16 protein-coding genes and 1 pseudogene are annotated in these 15,570 nt (G+C 41.2%); 1 reads left to right on the plus strand and 16 read right to left on the minus strand.

The window, feature by feature from the left end; translation table 11 throughout:
• On the minus strand, positions 1 to 372 hold a 372-nt coding region (locus E0H80_RS00005; protein ID WP_228259919.1), incomplete at its 3' end, for a 2Fe-2S iron-sulfur cluster-binding protein.
• Between E0H80_RS00005 and E0H80_RS00010 the strand changes: the two genes are divergently transcribed.
• Positions 371 to 613: a hypothetical protein gene (locus E0H80_RS00010; RefSeq protein WP_131362086.1), complete on the plus strand. Its 243-nt coding sequence runs from the start codon at positions 371 to 373 to the stop codon at positions 611 to 613. The genes E0H80_RS00005 and E0H80_RS00010 overlap by 2 nt on opposite strands.
• 805 nt (positions 614 to 1,418) lie before the next feature.
• On the opposite strand, the pseudogene E0H80_RS00020 reads toward E0H80_RS00010, so the two are convergent.
• The 15 genes and pseudogenes from E0H80_RS00020 to E0H80_RS00090 form a co-directional block, all read right to left on the minus strand.
• Positions 1,419 to 1,866, minus strand: a pseudogene (locus E0H80_RS00020) (Fic family protein); the annotation flags it as partial.
• A 64-nt stretch (positions 1,867 to 1,930) separates the two neighbouring features.
• Positions 1,931 to 2,755 (minus strand): DUF4116 domain-containing protein, encoded by an 825-nt coding sequence (locus E0H80_RS00025; protein ID WP_131362088.1) that lies wholly within the window; start codon positions 2,753 to 2,755, stop codon positions 1,931 to 1,933.
• Positions 2,756 to 2,811: 56 nt separating this feature from the next.
• Positions 2,812 to 3,837 carry a 4-hydroxy-2-oxovalerate aldolase gene (gene dmpG / locus E0H80_RS00030; protein WP_131362090.1) on the minus strand — a complete coding sequence of 342 codons (1,026 nt, stop codon included), beginning with the start codon at positions 3,835 to 3,837 and terminating at the stop codon, positions 2,812 to 2,814.
• An 11-nt stretch (positions 3,838 to 3,848) separates the two neighbouring features.
• The gene (locus E0H80_RS00035; RefSeq protein ID WP_131362092.1) at positions 3,849 to 4,802 is read right to left on the minus strand and encodes an acetaldehyde dehydrogenase (acetylating); all 954 of its coding nucleotides are present in this window, start codon (positions 4,800 to 4,802) and stop codon (positions 3,849 to 3,851) included.
• 34 nt (positions 4,803 to 4,836) lie between these two features.
• Positions 4,837 to 5,622: a 2-keto-4-pentenoate hydratase gene (locus E0H80_RS00040; RefSeq protein ID WP_131362094.1), complete on the minus strand. Its 786-nt coding sequence runs from the start codon at positions 5,620 to 5,622 to the stop codon at positions 4,837 to 4,839.
• 139 nt (positions 5,623 to 5,761) lie between these two features.
• On the minus strand, positions 5,762 to 6,298 hold the full coding sequence (locus E0H80_RS00045) for a VOC family protein (protein WP_131362096.1): 537 nt from the start codon (positions 6,296 to 6,298) through the stop codon (positions 5,762 to 5,764).
• 11 nt (positions 6,299 to 6,309) lie between these two features.
• On the minus strand, positions 6,310 to 6,528 hold the full coding sequence (locus E0H80_RS00050) for a ferredoxin (protein ID WP_131362098.1): 219 nt from the start codon (positions 6,526 to 6,528) through the stop codon (positions 6,310 to 6,312).
• 43 nt (positions 6,529 to 6,571) lie between these two features.
• A complete protein-coding gene (locus tag E0H80_RS00055; RefSeq protein WP_131362100.1) occupies positions 6,572 to 7,069 on the minus strand; it encodes an aromatic-ring-hydroxylating dioxygenase subunit beta in 498 nt (165 codons plus the stop codon).
• Entirely contained in the window at positions 7,070 to 8,476 is a 1,407-nt protein-coding gene (locus tag E0H80_RS00060; protein ID WP_131362102.1) for an aromatic ring-hydroxylating oxygenase subunit alpha, read from the minus strand. It lies immediately after the preceding gene.
• A gap of 108 nt (positions 8,477 to 8,584) precedes the next feature.
• Positions 8,585 to 9,529: a VOC family protein gene (locus tag E0H80_RS00065; RefSeq protein WP_131362104.1), complete on the minus strand. Its 945-nt coding sequence runs from the start codon at positions 9,527 to 9,529 to the stop codon at positions 8,585 to 8,587.
• 157 nt (positions 9,530 to 9,686) lie between these two features.
• Positions 9,687 to 11,180, minus strand: a complete 1,494-nt coding sequence (locus E0H80_RS00070; RefSeq protein ID WP_067867566.1) for an NAD-dependent succinate-semialdehyde dehydrogenase — start codon at positions 11,178 to 11,180, stop codon at positions 9,687 to 9,689.
• Positions 11,181 to 11,190: 10 nt separating this feature from the next.
• The gene (locus tag E0H80_RS00075; protein WP_131362106.1) at positions 11,191 to 12,210 is read right to left on the minus strand and encodes a dihydrodipicolinate synthase family protein; all 1,020 of its coding nucleotides are present in this window, start codon (positions 12,208 to 12,210) and stop codon (positions 11,191 to 11,193) included.
• An 85-nt stretch (positions 12,211 to 12,295) separates the two neighbouring features.
• Positions 12,296 to 13,297, minus strand: a complete 1,002-nt coding sequence (locus E0H80_RS00080) for an ornithine cyclodeaminase family protein (RefSeq protein WP_067867572.1) — start codon at positions 13,295 to 13,297, stop codon at positions 12,296 to 12,298.
• Between the two features lie 407 nt (positions 13,298 to 13,704).
• Positions 13,705 to 14,055 carry an RcnB family protein gene (locus E0H80_RS00085; RefSeq protein WP_131362107.1) on the minus strand — a complete coding sequence of 117 codons (351 nt, stop codon included), beginning with the start codon at positions 14,053 to 14,055 and terminating at the stop codon, positions 13,705 to 13,707.
• 589 nt (positions 14,056 to 14,644) lie between these two features.
• Positions 14,645 to 14,869 (minus strand): hypothetical protein, encoded by a 225-nt coding sequence (locus E0H80_RS00090; protein WP_131362109.1) that lies wholly within the window; start codon positions 14,867 to 14,869, stop codon positions 14,645 to 14,647.
• Positions 14,870 to 15,570 lie beyond the last annotated feature (701 nt).

Genomic DNA, 15,570 nt, shown 5'->3' on the forward strand with positions numbered 1-15,570 from the left:
ATCTGCATCGGCTTTTGAAATACATAAGAGACGGTTACCTAGATTGTATTCACTTGAAAGCAGTGTTGAACTTTGACCCTCAAGCGTACTTGCCTGACCGTCTTTTAAGGTACAAATACAGCTGGAGCAACTCCCTGAACGACATTGGTATAACAACGGGATATCGTTTTCCAGGGCAGCATCGAGAATGCTGGTATGCGGTTGGACTTGAAATTCTTTGGTTACACCATCTGAAAAGTTTAAGGTAACGTTATGCATGATGGTATTGCGGTCAGCACGATTTTCTTCGCTTTCAGTATCGGAGGTAGTAGCCATGTTGGCATGAATCTGGCTATTTTTAAGAACACTAGGGTTGTGAACACATTCATCCATGAGCGTGATTCCTATTTGGTTTGCTTTTCACTCCCCCTATAGTGGAAAAATTTTACCCTCAAGCGCGCTCCATCTAGTGCTTCTTTTATCCCAAAAATGCATAAATCAATTTAATTTAGATGTTGTTGTACGAAAAATAGCTCAAGCTATTACTACTTTTTATATTTATGAGATAAAGGAAATGGGTTGGCTTACTTTAAAAGGTCTTGAACTTATTGAGCCTTTATTTTTTATTTACTAATTCGCAATAGATATGGTGAATCTAACTAAAGAGCGTCTACAAAATCGGTGCCTATTCACCTTTAAAACATATTATTAATCTTGAGATTACTAGGGAAAGTTTTCTAAAAAGAATTTCATTCTTTTTAATGTATCTACCTGCTTTAATTTTTGCATGTCAATTTGCTTATTCTTCAGGTGTTTGTGAACCACTAAACATTCACATTGCTACATTAGGGTTAAATTATAGTGAAGTAGCATTCCTAGGATATTTAAATACATTTATATTGATGTGAGAAAATTTCACCAAACTTTGCTGGCTTATTCTTGGTTTTATAGGATTTACCTTATTCGCGTTTATATTGCATTGGCTTTCAGTTCATCCTTTAGAACACAAAAACGAAATGCATCGAATCGAATCATTGGATTACCAATTTAAATATAACTTACCTAAATGGAAAAATAATTTCGGTATGTTAATGGACAGCTTTTTAGGCCATTTCATTATATATTTTTCCATTTCCCTATTCACAATTATGTTCATCCTTCATTACTATGAAAAAGGAACTAATTATAGAGTTTGATCGAATTGAAAAAACGACAACATGCAACTATAAATAGGGTTACGTAATCATAAATAGCAAAAAAATTAGAACAAAGCCTATGCTTTGTGGTAACTATAAATGCTATGGAATAGATTTAGTCAATAAAGAAGTTTTTACCTATCTGCCTGAGAATTATCGCAGACCATTATTTTTAAGCGACAGAATAAAAAGATAATTTTGGGATAGAAAAGCATTATTAGATACTTTTCTATTTTTTAAAAGAAATGTGGCTCGGTGGGACAAGTCTAATAAAGCCATCAGCTCAGTTAAACTATATTCCGTCTGCTCCATATTCTGGATGAGACGTTTAACTTGTACGCTAGCTTGGGCATCGGAACTGAGTATTGCATTCAGAATCATCTGCAAAATAAACTCAATAAAAATTGCAGAATCTGAACGATCTGTGCTCGCTTGCAATGCATCGTAATAAGCTTTTTGGTTTTGATAAATCAAGCTTTCTACCGGAATATTGAGAAAAATGGGTTTCCACTGGCTTAAGATTAAAGTTTGCCATAAACGCCCCATTGCCATCAGCAAATGGGTGGATAAACTCAAACTCATAATGAAATACTGAACTCTGAACTCTGAACTCTGAACTCTGAACTAATGGGTGCTTATTACCTTCAGCCAATCATCGCAATAACTCTCCCATTAAATGGTAGACCTGATTTGTTCTGTGTTAATCAAACCTCTACCTCTCTCCTCTTTCTAAAACTACAAACACTTTTTAAAAATCATCGAATGTACTTTTTCATTGCTGCATCTTTAGAAAGAGCAAAATTAATAATTACTTCTGACTGAAACTCTTTTTTTATATATTTCAGACTTACGGGATTACAACTTAATGCATATTTCAAAATTTTTTCTGAATATTGTTTTAAAAACTGGATCACATAAGCCCGTTGCTCTATTGCTTTCAGCCATAAGTCTTCATAGTACACTTCTATATGCTGAATTGCATAAGGTCGAAGCTTAATAGCCTGCTCACATAAATCTTTGCTCGGTTTTTGAATAAATTGAATCGACATTGGATTGTTTTCAATGGCCATTAAAAGCATAGCAGCCGTTGGATTCAGCACATCTTTAATCGCTAAACCATTTTTACGTACAGCCAACAAGCAAAGGGCTTCTGTTTGCTGTTTTACATACTTAATCGCTTGCGGATTCAGTGAAACTGCCATCAGACACATGAGATCGGTCTGTTTACGTACATATTTTAAGGCAAAACCATTTTGTTGAATCGCGGCAATACAAATTTCTTCATTTTGAAATAAGACATGCCTTAAGGCCAAACCTTCATTTTTAACTGCAGCTAAAATTACCGCATGACCTGGATCGGAAATAAACTGCAATAAATCCCCATTGTGTTGTACCGCCAACAGGCATAATGCTTCTGTTTGCTGCTTTACATATTTAATCGCTTTAGGGTTTTGACGTACTGCCTCACAACACAAATGATCATCTTGTTTTTCAATATATTGTAAATACAGTCCATGTTCTTTGACTGCATTTAAATTGGCCAAATCATTTGGATAGTAGGAATGTATTTTCTGAATCATTTCAATATTTTCTTTTTAAAAGCACTGATGTTTGCAACGACATCAGTGCTTCATCTTTAAGCCTGCTGTGCTTTCAACATATTTAGCGCCACATCTACAATCATGTCTTCCTGACCACCCACCATGCGGCGTTTGCCCAGCTCAACTAAAATATCGAATGCCGATAAACCATATTTTTCAGCGGCTGTTTCAGTATGACGCAAGAAACTCGAATAGACCCCTGCATACCCCAAAGCCAAGGTTTCACGATCCACACGCACCGGACGTTCCTGTAACGGACGCACGATATCCTCCGCTGCATCAATCAGCTTTTTCACATCACAGCCATGGTTGAGTCCCATACGCTCAACCGCTGCAATAAACACTTCAAGCGGTGCATTACCTGCCCCAGCGCCCATACCTGTTAAACTTGCATCAATACGGTTACAGCCATGCTCTAAAGCAATAATACTGTTGGCTACACCTAAACTGAGATTGTGATGGGCATGCATGCCGGTTTCTGTTTCAGGCTTGAGCACGTCTTTCATGGCTTTGAATCGTTCAGCAATGTCATACATATTCATCGCACCGCCAGAATCCACCACATAGATGCACTGCGCGCCATAACTTTCCATCAGCTTGCCCTGCTCGGCCAAACCTTGCGGTGTATTCATATGGCTCATCATTAAAAAGCCAACCGTATCCATGCCAAGTTCACGGGCATATTCAATATGCTGTCTGGATACATCGGCTTCGGTACAGTGCGTCGCGACACGAACCACACGTGCACCGGCATCATAAGCCGCTTTTAAGTCATGAATAGTGCCAATGCCGGGCAACAACAAAGTTGCGACTTTAGCCTGTTTGACTTCACTGGCAACCGCTTCAATCCACTCTAAATCTGTTTGTGCGCCGAAGCCATAGTTAAAGCTGGAGCCTTGCAAACCATCGCCATGCGCTACTTCAATACTATCCACACCGGCTTCATCCAAAGCGCGGGCAATCTGCCGTACCTGATCAAGTGAATATTGATGGCGAATCGCATGCATCCCATCACGCAAGGTCACATCTGACACATAGATCTTTCTTTGCTGATCAAACATTTCAATTCTCCTTACGCGATTTCTTGTTTTTGGTTATGGCTTAAATGAGTTTCGGCAAAGCGTTCTGCCGCAGCCAAAGCGGCACTGGTCATGATGTCGAGATTCCCGGCATAGGCCGGCAGGTAATGTGCCGCGCCTTCCACTTCAAGAAAAATAGATACTTTCAAACCGGGCAGTTTGCCCAGACCCGGAATATTCACTGGACAATCGGCATTGAATTCTTCGAACTGAACTTCCTGTTTTAGACGATAACCGGGTACATAAGCATGCACCGCTTCAGCCATGTCGTGGACAGATTGGCGAATAGCGTCTTTATCGGCACCGAATTCAGCAAAGCAATACACGGTGTCACGCATGATCAGTGGCGGCTCGGCCGGATTCATGATGATGATAGCTTTGCCTTTTTCTGCTCCACCGACTTCTTCAATCGCTTTGGAGGTGGTTTCAGTGAACTCATCAATATTGGCGCGTGTGCCTGGACCGGCAGACTTGCTGGCAATCGAGGCAATGATTTCTGCATAATGCACTTTAGCCACTCGAGACACTGCACGCACCATTGGAATGGTTGCCTGACCACCGCAAGTGACCATATTGATATTCGGGGCATCAAGATGCTGATCCAGATTCACCACAGGCACTACATAAGGACCGATTGCTGCTGGCGTCAGGTCAATCACCTGAATACCGTATTGCTGTAATACCTGATTGTGATGAGCATGTGCCCCGGCAGAGGTGGCATCAAAGACGATTTTAATCTCTTTAAAAGATGGCAGTTTTAACAAACCTTCAATACTTTCTGCAGTGGTCTCAAAACCGAAACGTGCAGCGCGGGCCAAGCCATCTGAATTTGGGTCTGCCCCAACCATGGCTGCCATTTCCAGATATTTTGCATTGCGCATGATTTTAATCATCAGGTCAGTGCCAATGTTGCCTGAACCAATGATGGCGCATTTAATTTTTGACATACTCTCTATCCTTATTTTTTATTCGCCCAAGCCATCAAGCACTGAAAGCTGCTGTAACTGAACCCAAACCTTCGATTTCCACCTGATAAGCTGCACCAGCCTGTACCGCAACCATAGGACCCAGTGCACCAGTCAGTACAATGTCACCGGCTTTTAACGGACGGTCCCGACATACCATTTCATCTGCGAGCCACACCGCAGCATTGAGCGGATTGTCCAGACAGGCCTTACCAACGCCTTGTGACACCACCTCGCCGGAGCAGGTCATTTGCATCAGGCAATTCACTAAATCTATATCTGTAAGCTGTACTTTGTTTTGACCCAATACAAAAGCGGCACTCGATGCATTGTCAGCGACAGTATCCAACAACGATATTTTCCAGTTTTCAATACGGCTATCTACAATCTCAATGGCTGCTACGGCATAATCCGTTGCGGCAATAATGTCCTCAATCGTGTGCTTTTTCTGCACCAGATCACTTTTGAGTACCAGTGCAATTTCTGCTTCAACTTTGGGCTGAATCAGTTTGGAGAATGCAATACTTTGACCATCTTCATAAGCCATATCGGCAAACAGCATGCCAAAATCGGGTGAATCTACCCCTAGCTGCTGTTGGACGGCAAAAGATGTCAGACCAATTTTTTTACCGACAATACGTCGACCATTATTCAGTGCTCGCTGTGTATTGATGTCTTGTATCGCATAAGCCTGATCGACTGTTGCAGCTTCAGCTAAAAGCTCACGAATGGGTGCAATCGGCTGGCGGTTTTGTTCTGCCTGATATAAAGCCTCTGCAATTGAATGTTCTGTTGCCACCATTTGTTCGCTCCTGTATCAGTTTCAGCTTTTTGTGGCAAAGCTTCGCCCGAGCATGACTGCCCCATTTGTTTAAAATATTTTTGAAGAAATCTTAGCCCAGATCGAAAAACGATTAGATCAGGGCTGATGCCGCAATGACTTAATCGGTGATGCTGACGTTTTTGCCACTTTTTAGTTCAGACATACGCTGATCAAGTTCACCATCAACATAGTACAGTTCGGTAAAGCAGCCTATTTGCTCGCGAGTATCAAAATATGCCCAACGGCAGTTGCCAAACGGTCCTTCAAAAAAACCGGCCATGGCTTTTTGAATACCTAAATCTAGGTAATGCTGTTCTGCCTGCGCATATTCAGCCGCATCTTTTTGGCGAAAACCAATATGATGTGGCCCTTTGCCTTTTTCATCCAACCAGTCTTTATAGACACTGCTGCCACTGTCATGGCGCGCCAGTTCAATTAACGTTTCACCGGCAAAGCCATACGCACAGCTAAATTGAAAATCACCCGGCTGGCCGTAATACTCTTTTTCTTTTTGCGTCTGAGATAAACCTTCAGCGACATTCCAAACTTCAATACCATTGGTTTTACTGAAAAAATCCATTGCTTGTTGCAAGTCTTCCACCACAAAACAAATTTGGTCGAAACGCTTACTTAGCATATTCTGTACAGCCACCATAACCCAGTTCCTTATGCCGATTCTAAGATGCGGAAACTAATGGCTTGCGCTGGGCAAGAGCCTGCCAGTTCTTTCACTTCATCTTCACGGTCAATGTCCACAAAGTGCATTTTTAAATTGGCCACTTGGCTACCTTGTGGAATTTCAAAAATATCTTCAGACATCAGGCACATGCCATAACCTTGACATTGATGCGCGTCTAAAATAATTTCGATTGTTTGATTGCTCATGAGATTCATCCTTTAATTTCAAGTCCGAAGGACGGTTTCTGATTTACAGAAACACGCCCAAGTTTGGCGTACGTAATACGGCTTCAGTTAAAATCGCTTTACGTTTTAATAAACGCGCCCCCTGCTCGGTAATTTTTAAAGTGTCCAAGCGACGGTATGGAATAATATCGCCCTGTTCATCATGGCCACGTTGACGGTACATAATGGTGGCACTATGTACATTCACTATATCTGCCTGTTCAGTTGGCTCAATCATCACGCTACCAATCACGCGTAATGTACGTGATGGTGGTACTTCTGCCCATGCTTGACCTGAAGCCATACGATCAATACGCACTTTAATATGGGCTTTTTTATCGAGTATCCGATACGCAGCACCTGGAAATTCATCTTGAAAATTTTGTGAACTGATACGTAGTGGCACTTCATAAGTGATGTCATCATCTAGCAGTGCAAACCACTCATCAAAACGACGTTCATCCAGTAATAATGCTTCTTGTGCTAAAAAATTATGCACGGTTTCGCGTGTTAAATATTCCATTTATGCCACTCCCTTTTGCTGTGCATTTTCATCAGCCAAGCATGTCACTTTTGCTTGTTTACCTTCACGCATTTCTTTTAACCAGCGGCGCCAGAACCCGATTTGACAGTATTCACCGTAAATGGATGGATGGAATTCACCCGGACCTTGCCATGCCGGATCTTTACCGGTTTGTTTTTGGCTATAGTGCAAATTCACTTTGGCTTTACGCAACCATGGACTTTGTCCGCCTTTGGCAATTCCTTCCCAGACCGCAGTATCATCCGCTTCAAAGATCCCGCCTGAACCAAAGGCATATTGACCTGCAGCATAGGCTTTTTCAGCATATTCATCAGGGACAAAGCTAAATTCAAACTCGTAGTTCCACAGCTCCATCACTCCCGGTGCAATCGGTTGCCACATACGGATATTGGTAAATGGAATCGGCATTTCACCTGGTGCAGAAGGATGCGGCAAACGCATATAACTGAAGTTCGGGAAAATCGTACCGATGGTCGGTGGAATTTCCTTAATCATTTTGATTTGTGTTTCATCTAAATTCGATAAATCAAACTGCGCCTGAAGCTCTGGTGGATAACCCCAGTTCGGCAATGGAATGCCCACCATATTGGATAAGTTATGGCCAATAAAACTGTTACCATTACCAAAGTCATAGCCCGAAGCATGGGTACTGACTTGGTTAACACTTGGAATAAAACCTGAACTTGCTGCAGACATGTGCGCAGTACTGACGTGATAGGCATCGCCACAGAAGTTTTCTGCACCACTTTTCCAGTCGGCTTTGACTTGGAAACGCTCGGGTTCTTTGAGTAATTTCACGCCATCCGGATGAAGACCAAAAATAGCATCTAAAGCCCACACCGTGTCACCGAGATATTCACGTAGATCAGGCACATCTTCATTTAAAGAGGCAAAGATAAAACCATATAAGCTTTCAACTTTGGCTGCGCGAAGTAATCCCCACTCCTTCGCATCGAGCTTACCGCCATAGGCATCTTTCATATGCGGTGCGCCCATCCAGTCACCGTTATTTTTATACACCCAACCATGGTACGGGCATTTAAAACTGGTCGCATTACCACGGTCGTTATGACAGACCTCAGTACCACGGTGACGGCAGTGATTTAGTAAGACATTGATTTTATTTTCACTGTCACGCGTCACAATGACTTTATCCAAACCCAAACGGCGCAGTACATAGTCGCCTAAATTCGGAATTTCAGTTTCATGGGCAATGAAAATCCAGTTACGCGTATAAATACGTTCCATTTCTGCGCGGAACACCGCATCGTCATTGAACACGTCAATCGGTAAAACACCGTTATTTAAACTTTCCTCTACGCGATCACATAAATGATCTACATAGTCTTCATCACTTCCCGCAGTCACTTGAATATACTTAAACATGCGACATCTCCCTGATTGTTGTTCTCTATGCCTGGCTGGCGCTCATCCTGAGCGTTGCTGGGCAACTCGGTTTAAAATTGTTCGGTTTAAAAGCTCAAGCTAAAATCATTAACCTGCTTTTTTGGCTGGGCCGTTAAATGGTGCCCAATTTTGTTTGCGGAATTCGAGTAAGTAGGCTTGTGCATTATCTTCATGCAATGGCAGCTCACGAGGAATCCAACTTGCATCCAGCTGATCCATATCGGCATCGTATTCAAAACGGCAACCCAGTGGGCCATCGAAATACCAGAACCAGTTTGAACCTAAGCCATGACGACCCGGGCCCCAGAAGCTTTCATGTCCAGCTTTTTCAAAGCGCTGACCTGCTAGCATCAGTTCACTTGGGCCTGAAAGATGGAATGAAATATGTTCAACACCCTTAATATGTTCAGGTGCTTGAATCAGGAACAAGGTGTGATGGTCTGTGGTGCCGCCTGCGCGCAGAAATGGTCCACCACCTAAACGGTCGCTGACACGGAAACCTAAACGATTGACATAAAAGTTTTCAGCTTTGGCTGCATCTGGCACAAACACAGCGGTATGACCTAGAGTACGAGGTTGAATTTGAATGGAATGATCGACACCTAACTGGTTATAACCCCGTTGATGCGGTGCACCGGGTGCATTAATCTTTTCTACCGGTAAATTTAATTCACGACGTTTAGTGATTTGAAAACCAATGGTAATTCCAACATCATCCACGGTTTCAAGTGCGCCATTGGCTAAGATTTTGACTTCGCGGTCTTGACTTAATTCAGCCTGAATATCATCGAGTGTCGCCTGATCTGCAACGCCATACACCATTTTACGCAGCTGGCTAATGGAAGCGAGTTTTGCAGGGAGCTCTGGATGTTCAGCTTCAGCCACTAAAATGCCCGTCGCATCCAGCGTTTCAAAATAACGCCCAAATGGCTGATCATTGACCTCAGTTAAACCAAAGTCCTGCATAAATTGAACCGCTGCATTTAAATCATTTGCGCCATAGACCAAATGATCAATACCGATAATATTCATTCTGTTACTCCTGTATTCCAATCCTCGGAATACCCCTGTGATTTTTCGTTTTTTAATACCTTTTGAAGTGCTTCATGCACCGGCGCTAGGGCTGAAATGTATTCTCTACAAATACACTTCAGCGCTATATTAGATCTAAGACTAATTGACGATTGACTTAGTCTGTGTACAATCCATCCCAACACATGTATTTCATTTCCAAGAATTCATCGATGCCATAATGTGAACCTTCACGGCCTAAACCACTCTGTTTCACACCACCAAATGGCGCAACTTCATTGGAAATGAGTCCTGTATTGATGCCGATCATGCCCGCTTCTAAAGCTTCCGATGTACGCCATACCCGTGCAGAGTTTTGACTATAAAGGTATGCCGCCAAACCAAATTCAGAATCATTGGCTTGTGCAATTACTTCTTGCTCAGAACTAAAGCGAATTAAAGGTGCCACTGGGCCAAAGGTTTCATCATGTGCGATCAGCATGTCTTTGGTCACGTTTTTCAAAACAGTCGGTTCAAAGAAGAATCCGCCCAATTCACTACGACGACCACCGCACACCACAGATGCACCGTGCTCTAATGCATTGCTAATATGCGATTCGACCTTCTTCACGGCATTAGCATCAATCAGCGGGCCTTGTACCACACCTTCTTCTAAGCCATTACCGACTTTTAAAGCTTTAACCTTAGCTGCCAATTTCTCTGTAAATTCATCGTAAATGGCATCGTGCACATAAATACGATTGGCAGAAATACACGCTTGACCCGTGTTACGGAATTTAGAGGCAATCACGCCATCTACTGCCAGGTTCAAGTCTGCATCATCAAACACAATCGAAGGTGCATTGCCACCCAGTTCCATTGAACATTTTTTAATGGTTGCAGCAGATTGTTCCAACAAGGTACGACCTACTTCCGTCGAACCGGTAAAGGTAATTTTGCGCACCAATGGATGCGATGTCAGAATCCCGCCAATGATGCGTGTATCGTTACCCGTTAACACACTGAACACCCCCTCTGGCACACCGGCACGGTGGGCAAGTTCTGCCAGTGCCAAAGCAGTCATTGGTGTTTGGCTTGCAGGCTTCACCACCATGGTACAACCCGCAGCCAATGCCGGCCCTGCTTTGCGGGTAATCATCGCTGCAGGGAAATTCCAAGGGGTAATCGCTGCACAGACACCAATCGGCTGCTTTAACACCACAATACGCTGCGTATCTTTTGGTGCAGGCAACACATCACCACGAATACGTTTTGCTTCTTCGGCAAACCACTGCAAGAATGAGTTGGCATAATCAATTTCACCACGTGCCTCGCTTAAAGGCTTGCCTTCTTCTAGAGTGATAATCGTGGCTAAGTCTTCTTTATTTTCTAAAACCAGCTGATACCAACGATGGATAATTTCCGAACGTTGTTTTGCAGTGGTTTTACGCCATTTTTCAAATGCCTTTTGTGCACTTTCAATCGCAAAATTGGTTTCTTCTTCCTTACAGCGTGGCAGTTTCACCAACTCTGCACCCGTTGCCGGATTGTTTAAGCTATATGTGCCATGCGCAGTGTCTTGCAACCACTGACCATTAATAAATGCGCCGGTTTTCCAAAGGCTTGGATCTTTCAGCAAATCTGCTGGATTTAATGCTGCAAAGCTATTCATGATTTACTCCTTACTCTGGAAAACGGCCAACCAGGAATTCGCTGTCCTGATCATTGGTGCATGGTAAACCTGATGCCATCAAACCTTGGCGCAGCACTTTCATTTGACGGTCTGGAATACGGGCAATCGGTGCACGTAATGGGCCGCCATTAAAGCCTGCCAACCAGTCCATGTATTTCCAATGTGCACGGTTAATGTAGTTTGAACCCGCCATATAAGCGCCTGTTGCTGCACCTACCGCACCACGCGCAGGCTGTGCTTGCCAGTACAGTTTCATGGCTTCGTCAAAATTGCCTTCTTTAGCTAGATTAAAGGTTTTCACAAAATGATCACCCATCCACTGCGTATAGCTGGTTCCTGAGAATTGCATATCCATGTAACGAAGCAGTGGAATAACGTCACTTTCAATAGGACAGGTCACGACAATTTGATCATTAAAACGTTCAAAGCTATCGACTAAACCAGCAATATGCGGGAAGCCCTGTTCTGCTTTTAAAGATACGACGTTCGGACAATCATCAATTAAGCGTTGAATCAGTTCTGGTGACATGCCTTGTGGATGGACACGTTCAAAGCCCCAAAGCGGAATGGCAAACAACATTACCCCAAGATCTGTCGCATCACAGAAAGCTTTGGTGTAGTCATAAATATCTTGTTCTGAAGTCGGCCAGAAATTTGATGGATACGACAACAGTACGATATCTGCACCGGCTTTTTCCGCCAGTTTTACTGCACGAATATTTTCTTCCAGTGTGCCAAAGCCTGCATGGAAGAATAAGCCCAGTTTGTCGCCAGCCTGATCTTTTGCCCAGGCAGTGAATTGTGCGTTTTCTTCTGGCGTAATCGCCACTTCTGTACACAGCAAGGTATAGGTGTAACCCAGATCAATGACTTTTTGGATATCGTGGCGAATCCCTTTTTCATTTAAACGGCTTAAATCCTGGCTATAACTTGGAATAGTTACAGATGAACATCCTTTTAAATGTTCTTTTGCCCATGCACGTGCTTCACTACGTTGATAATTCGCCATTAAAAATTCTCCTTTCCCTGTATGGGTGTTTTCTTAAATTGCTATGTCTTTAAATATGTGTTTAAAAATGTGTTTTTCGTGCTGATTAACGGTCGATGGTCACAATGCTGTCATTCATCTCTTGATATTTATTCGCAGCTTTCGCATTACGTAGCAGCATTTCTGCGGTGACGATGTCTTGCAGGGCTGAACCGACGGATTTATAAATCACAATATCTTCCGGCGTGTTGCGTATTTTGACTTGACCTGAAATCACATCAGATAGCGATACGGTTTTTGCCGCCACATCACAGCCTTGCTCGATTGCCACAAGCGAATCGCCTGTTTCGTGAATCACTTCTTCCGGCATATCCGCCACAATTAAATGTGCGGCCTGCATGGTTGCTACATCCAGTTCGCGCTGTTCGGGCAATGTTGAACTCACTGAAACAATAGTCATGCCCGGCTCTAGCCATGCAGCATCAAATACTGGCCCACCGTCACGGCTACGTGATGCACACACTACAACATTGGCATTTTTTACAGCTTCTTCTGGACTTGCGACGGCTTGAATGTCTAAGCCATACAGTTCTGCAAATTCTTGAGCGAGTTTTTCACGATTCGCTTCTGTTGGGCTAAAGACACGTACTTTGGCAATACGGCCTGTGGCATTCAGTGCATGTAAATGGCTACGTGCAAGTGCACTTGAACCTAGGATTGCGATATCAAATTTTTCTGTACCTGCCAACGCATTGACGGCAACAGCTGAACTTGCTGCGGTACGGATGTCGGTAATACGGTTGCCATCAATCAGAGCGGCAAGACGCATGGTGTCTTGATCGAACAATGAAATCAGGTAGCTGGCTTTTTTATTTTTTGGACTAGCGGCGATGAGTTTACAGCCCATATATTCTTTAGATGGTGATACTGCACAAAGGCTGCGTAGCCAGAATCCATCCCCACGCGCCATTGTGCGTGGTGGTACCATGGCATTAGAAATAGGTTGACTATAGGCATCAGTTAGCGCTTCGATCGCGCTTGACCATGTTGCGAGTTCTGCCACATGATCATCATTAATAAATAAGGTTGGAGGGTGTGCGTTGTTCACTGCTGAACTCCGTTTCAGTCATTTTTTTCTAATGTACTGATGTCTGATATGCGGAGCTAGCATTTAAGGTGTAAAGCAGATATCTATAAAATGGATAAATATATAAAAAAGAAGGCTGGCCTCTTAATTTATAAATATTACCTAAGTAATTGCATACAACATGGTTTAAATATTAAAGATGGAACATGAAAAATCATAAAAAGCGCCCAACTCCGTAGACTTAGGCCGTCAAAAATATTATAAAATTATGATTTAAAAGGAATAAAAAAGGTTATTTCGTATAAGGTGTATTATGTTAATTGTAGAAAATATTGATAATTGAAAAAGAAAAAAGCAGATCTTAAGATCTGCTTTTTTTCCAAGAATGTATTTAAAGTCCTCTAGAGAATTTCACTCTATTAGAGATATCAGCCTTTCATAATTTTAACGATCTGGTGATTCACTGTATTGATAAGCACATAATCATTATTTACTTTCACCCATTGTTGATTCTTAGCTGGTTTAGTCAGTTTGATATATTTGTTATGGTCTAATGAATAACCCTTACGGTATTGAGAAGGAATAAATTGTCCAGCTTTCCAATCACTTGAAGGTTTTACAATGTGTTTCTGAGCTTGAGCTTTTTGAACTACGGGCTGTTTCTTATGTTGGTTAACTTGTTTAGGCTGATTATGATTGTCTTGTGGAGCAGCAAAAGCAGAAGCAGCCATAACAGAAGCTGATACTGATAAAACAATTGCTTTAATTAATGTATTCATACAACACCTAATCATTGGGTCTTTCATTTGATAATTTTATTAAACATAAAAAACTAAGTTTAAATAATTACTTAGTGTGACTGTTTTGTTAAAATTAAGAAGAAAATAAGAATTTATTTAGATTATAAAACAATAACTTAGAACATAAAAYAAGCATTTATTTAGTCTTTAAATAGACTATAATTTCACTCAAATTTAATAAAAACATATAGTTGAATAATCACGTTTAAAAAGGGAAAATAATTTACTTAAATCTCGCATTATCATCCATCTAATCTAAATAAAGCAGTCCTAAGATCCTCTTATCAAATAAATTCTTATGTCTAGAGTTTAGAAATGAAAAAAATTATCTCTGGTTTACTTGTTGGTTTAATGGCAATCTCATTCACAATGAATACGATGGCTGCTCCAGTACACAGTTAGAGAGCAAGATGCTCCACGAAGAATAATAAAAGATCTGCATAAGGAATGTGAGGTATAACAGGAGTTAAATCTAAACGCCTAATCCGTAAAAAAGCCCAACAGGATGTTGGGCTTTTTTATTGCTAATTTCCTTTACAGCAAGCTTAGATTTACTGGCGCCTATTCTTTATCTCGCATGATGTTTAACTGGTGCTTTATGACCGTGACTTACATAATGTTTAACTGGTGCTTTATGACCATGACTTACATGATGTTTAACTGGTGCTTTATGACCATGACTTACATAATGTTTAACTGGTGCTTTATGACCATTAGTCGGAGCAGCCATAGTCGTCATGGTAAAAGAGGCTGCAACAAGACCGACAAGTAAGGCAGATATAGTTTTTTTCATTTCGATATACTTAATTGATTCAATAAGCTCACATTAATCTTAATTTGTGGGGATTTAATGAAGAATAGTAAGAGCCTTATGTAATTTGCTTGAGTTATCATCTAGAGACTATTTAATTATTTGTTTTTTAACAAATTAAATTTTAATAGTTTTGATAAAATAGACATTTTTATCAGTTATATGCTTGTTTCTAAATCAAATTCTTTCATTATTTCTTCATTATTTTACAAAATAATGATAATGCTCCCTGAAAAATTTTAAATGAATTATAAAATATACACATCTTCTCTACTACTCTTATATCGAATATAAAAATAAATGAAATATTCACTAATTACTTCCATTTAACACAATGGCGCTTATACGCAATAAATCCATATATTAATTTAAATATCAATAACTTAAAAATTTATTCAGGACTAAGAAATTAGCAAAAATTCATTTCGAAACAAGCCGGCTTTTTTATGCGCAGTTTTGGCATTTATTACTAACAATATTGTTCAAAAAAACAATCTTTTTTAAGTTTTCGCTGATTTCTCAAGGCATTTATTTCTTGAATAATTCACCAACTCTTTGAAACAATATTGTGTATAAAAACTTGTTTCTTCTCTCCTTTCTATTATTTCTTTATGAACAAACTCACTATGTAGTTTCATCCTTAATTCCTCCATCAAAACTTCATAAAAACACTAAGAACAAAG

This window comes from Acinetobacter sp. ANC 4779, from assembly GCF_004331055.1.
GTDB lineage: Bacteria > Pseudomonadota > Gammaproteobacteria > Pseudomonadales > Moraxellaceae > Acinetobacter.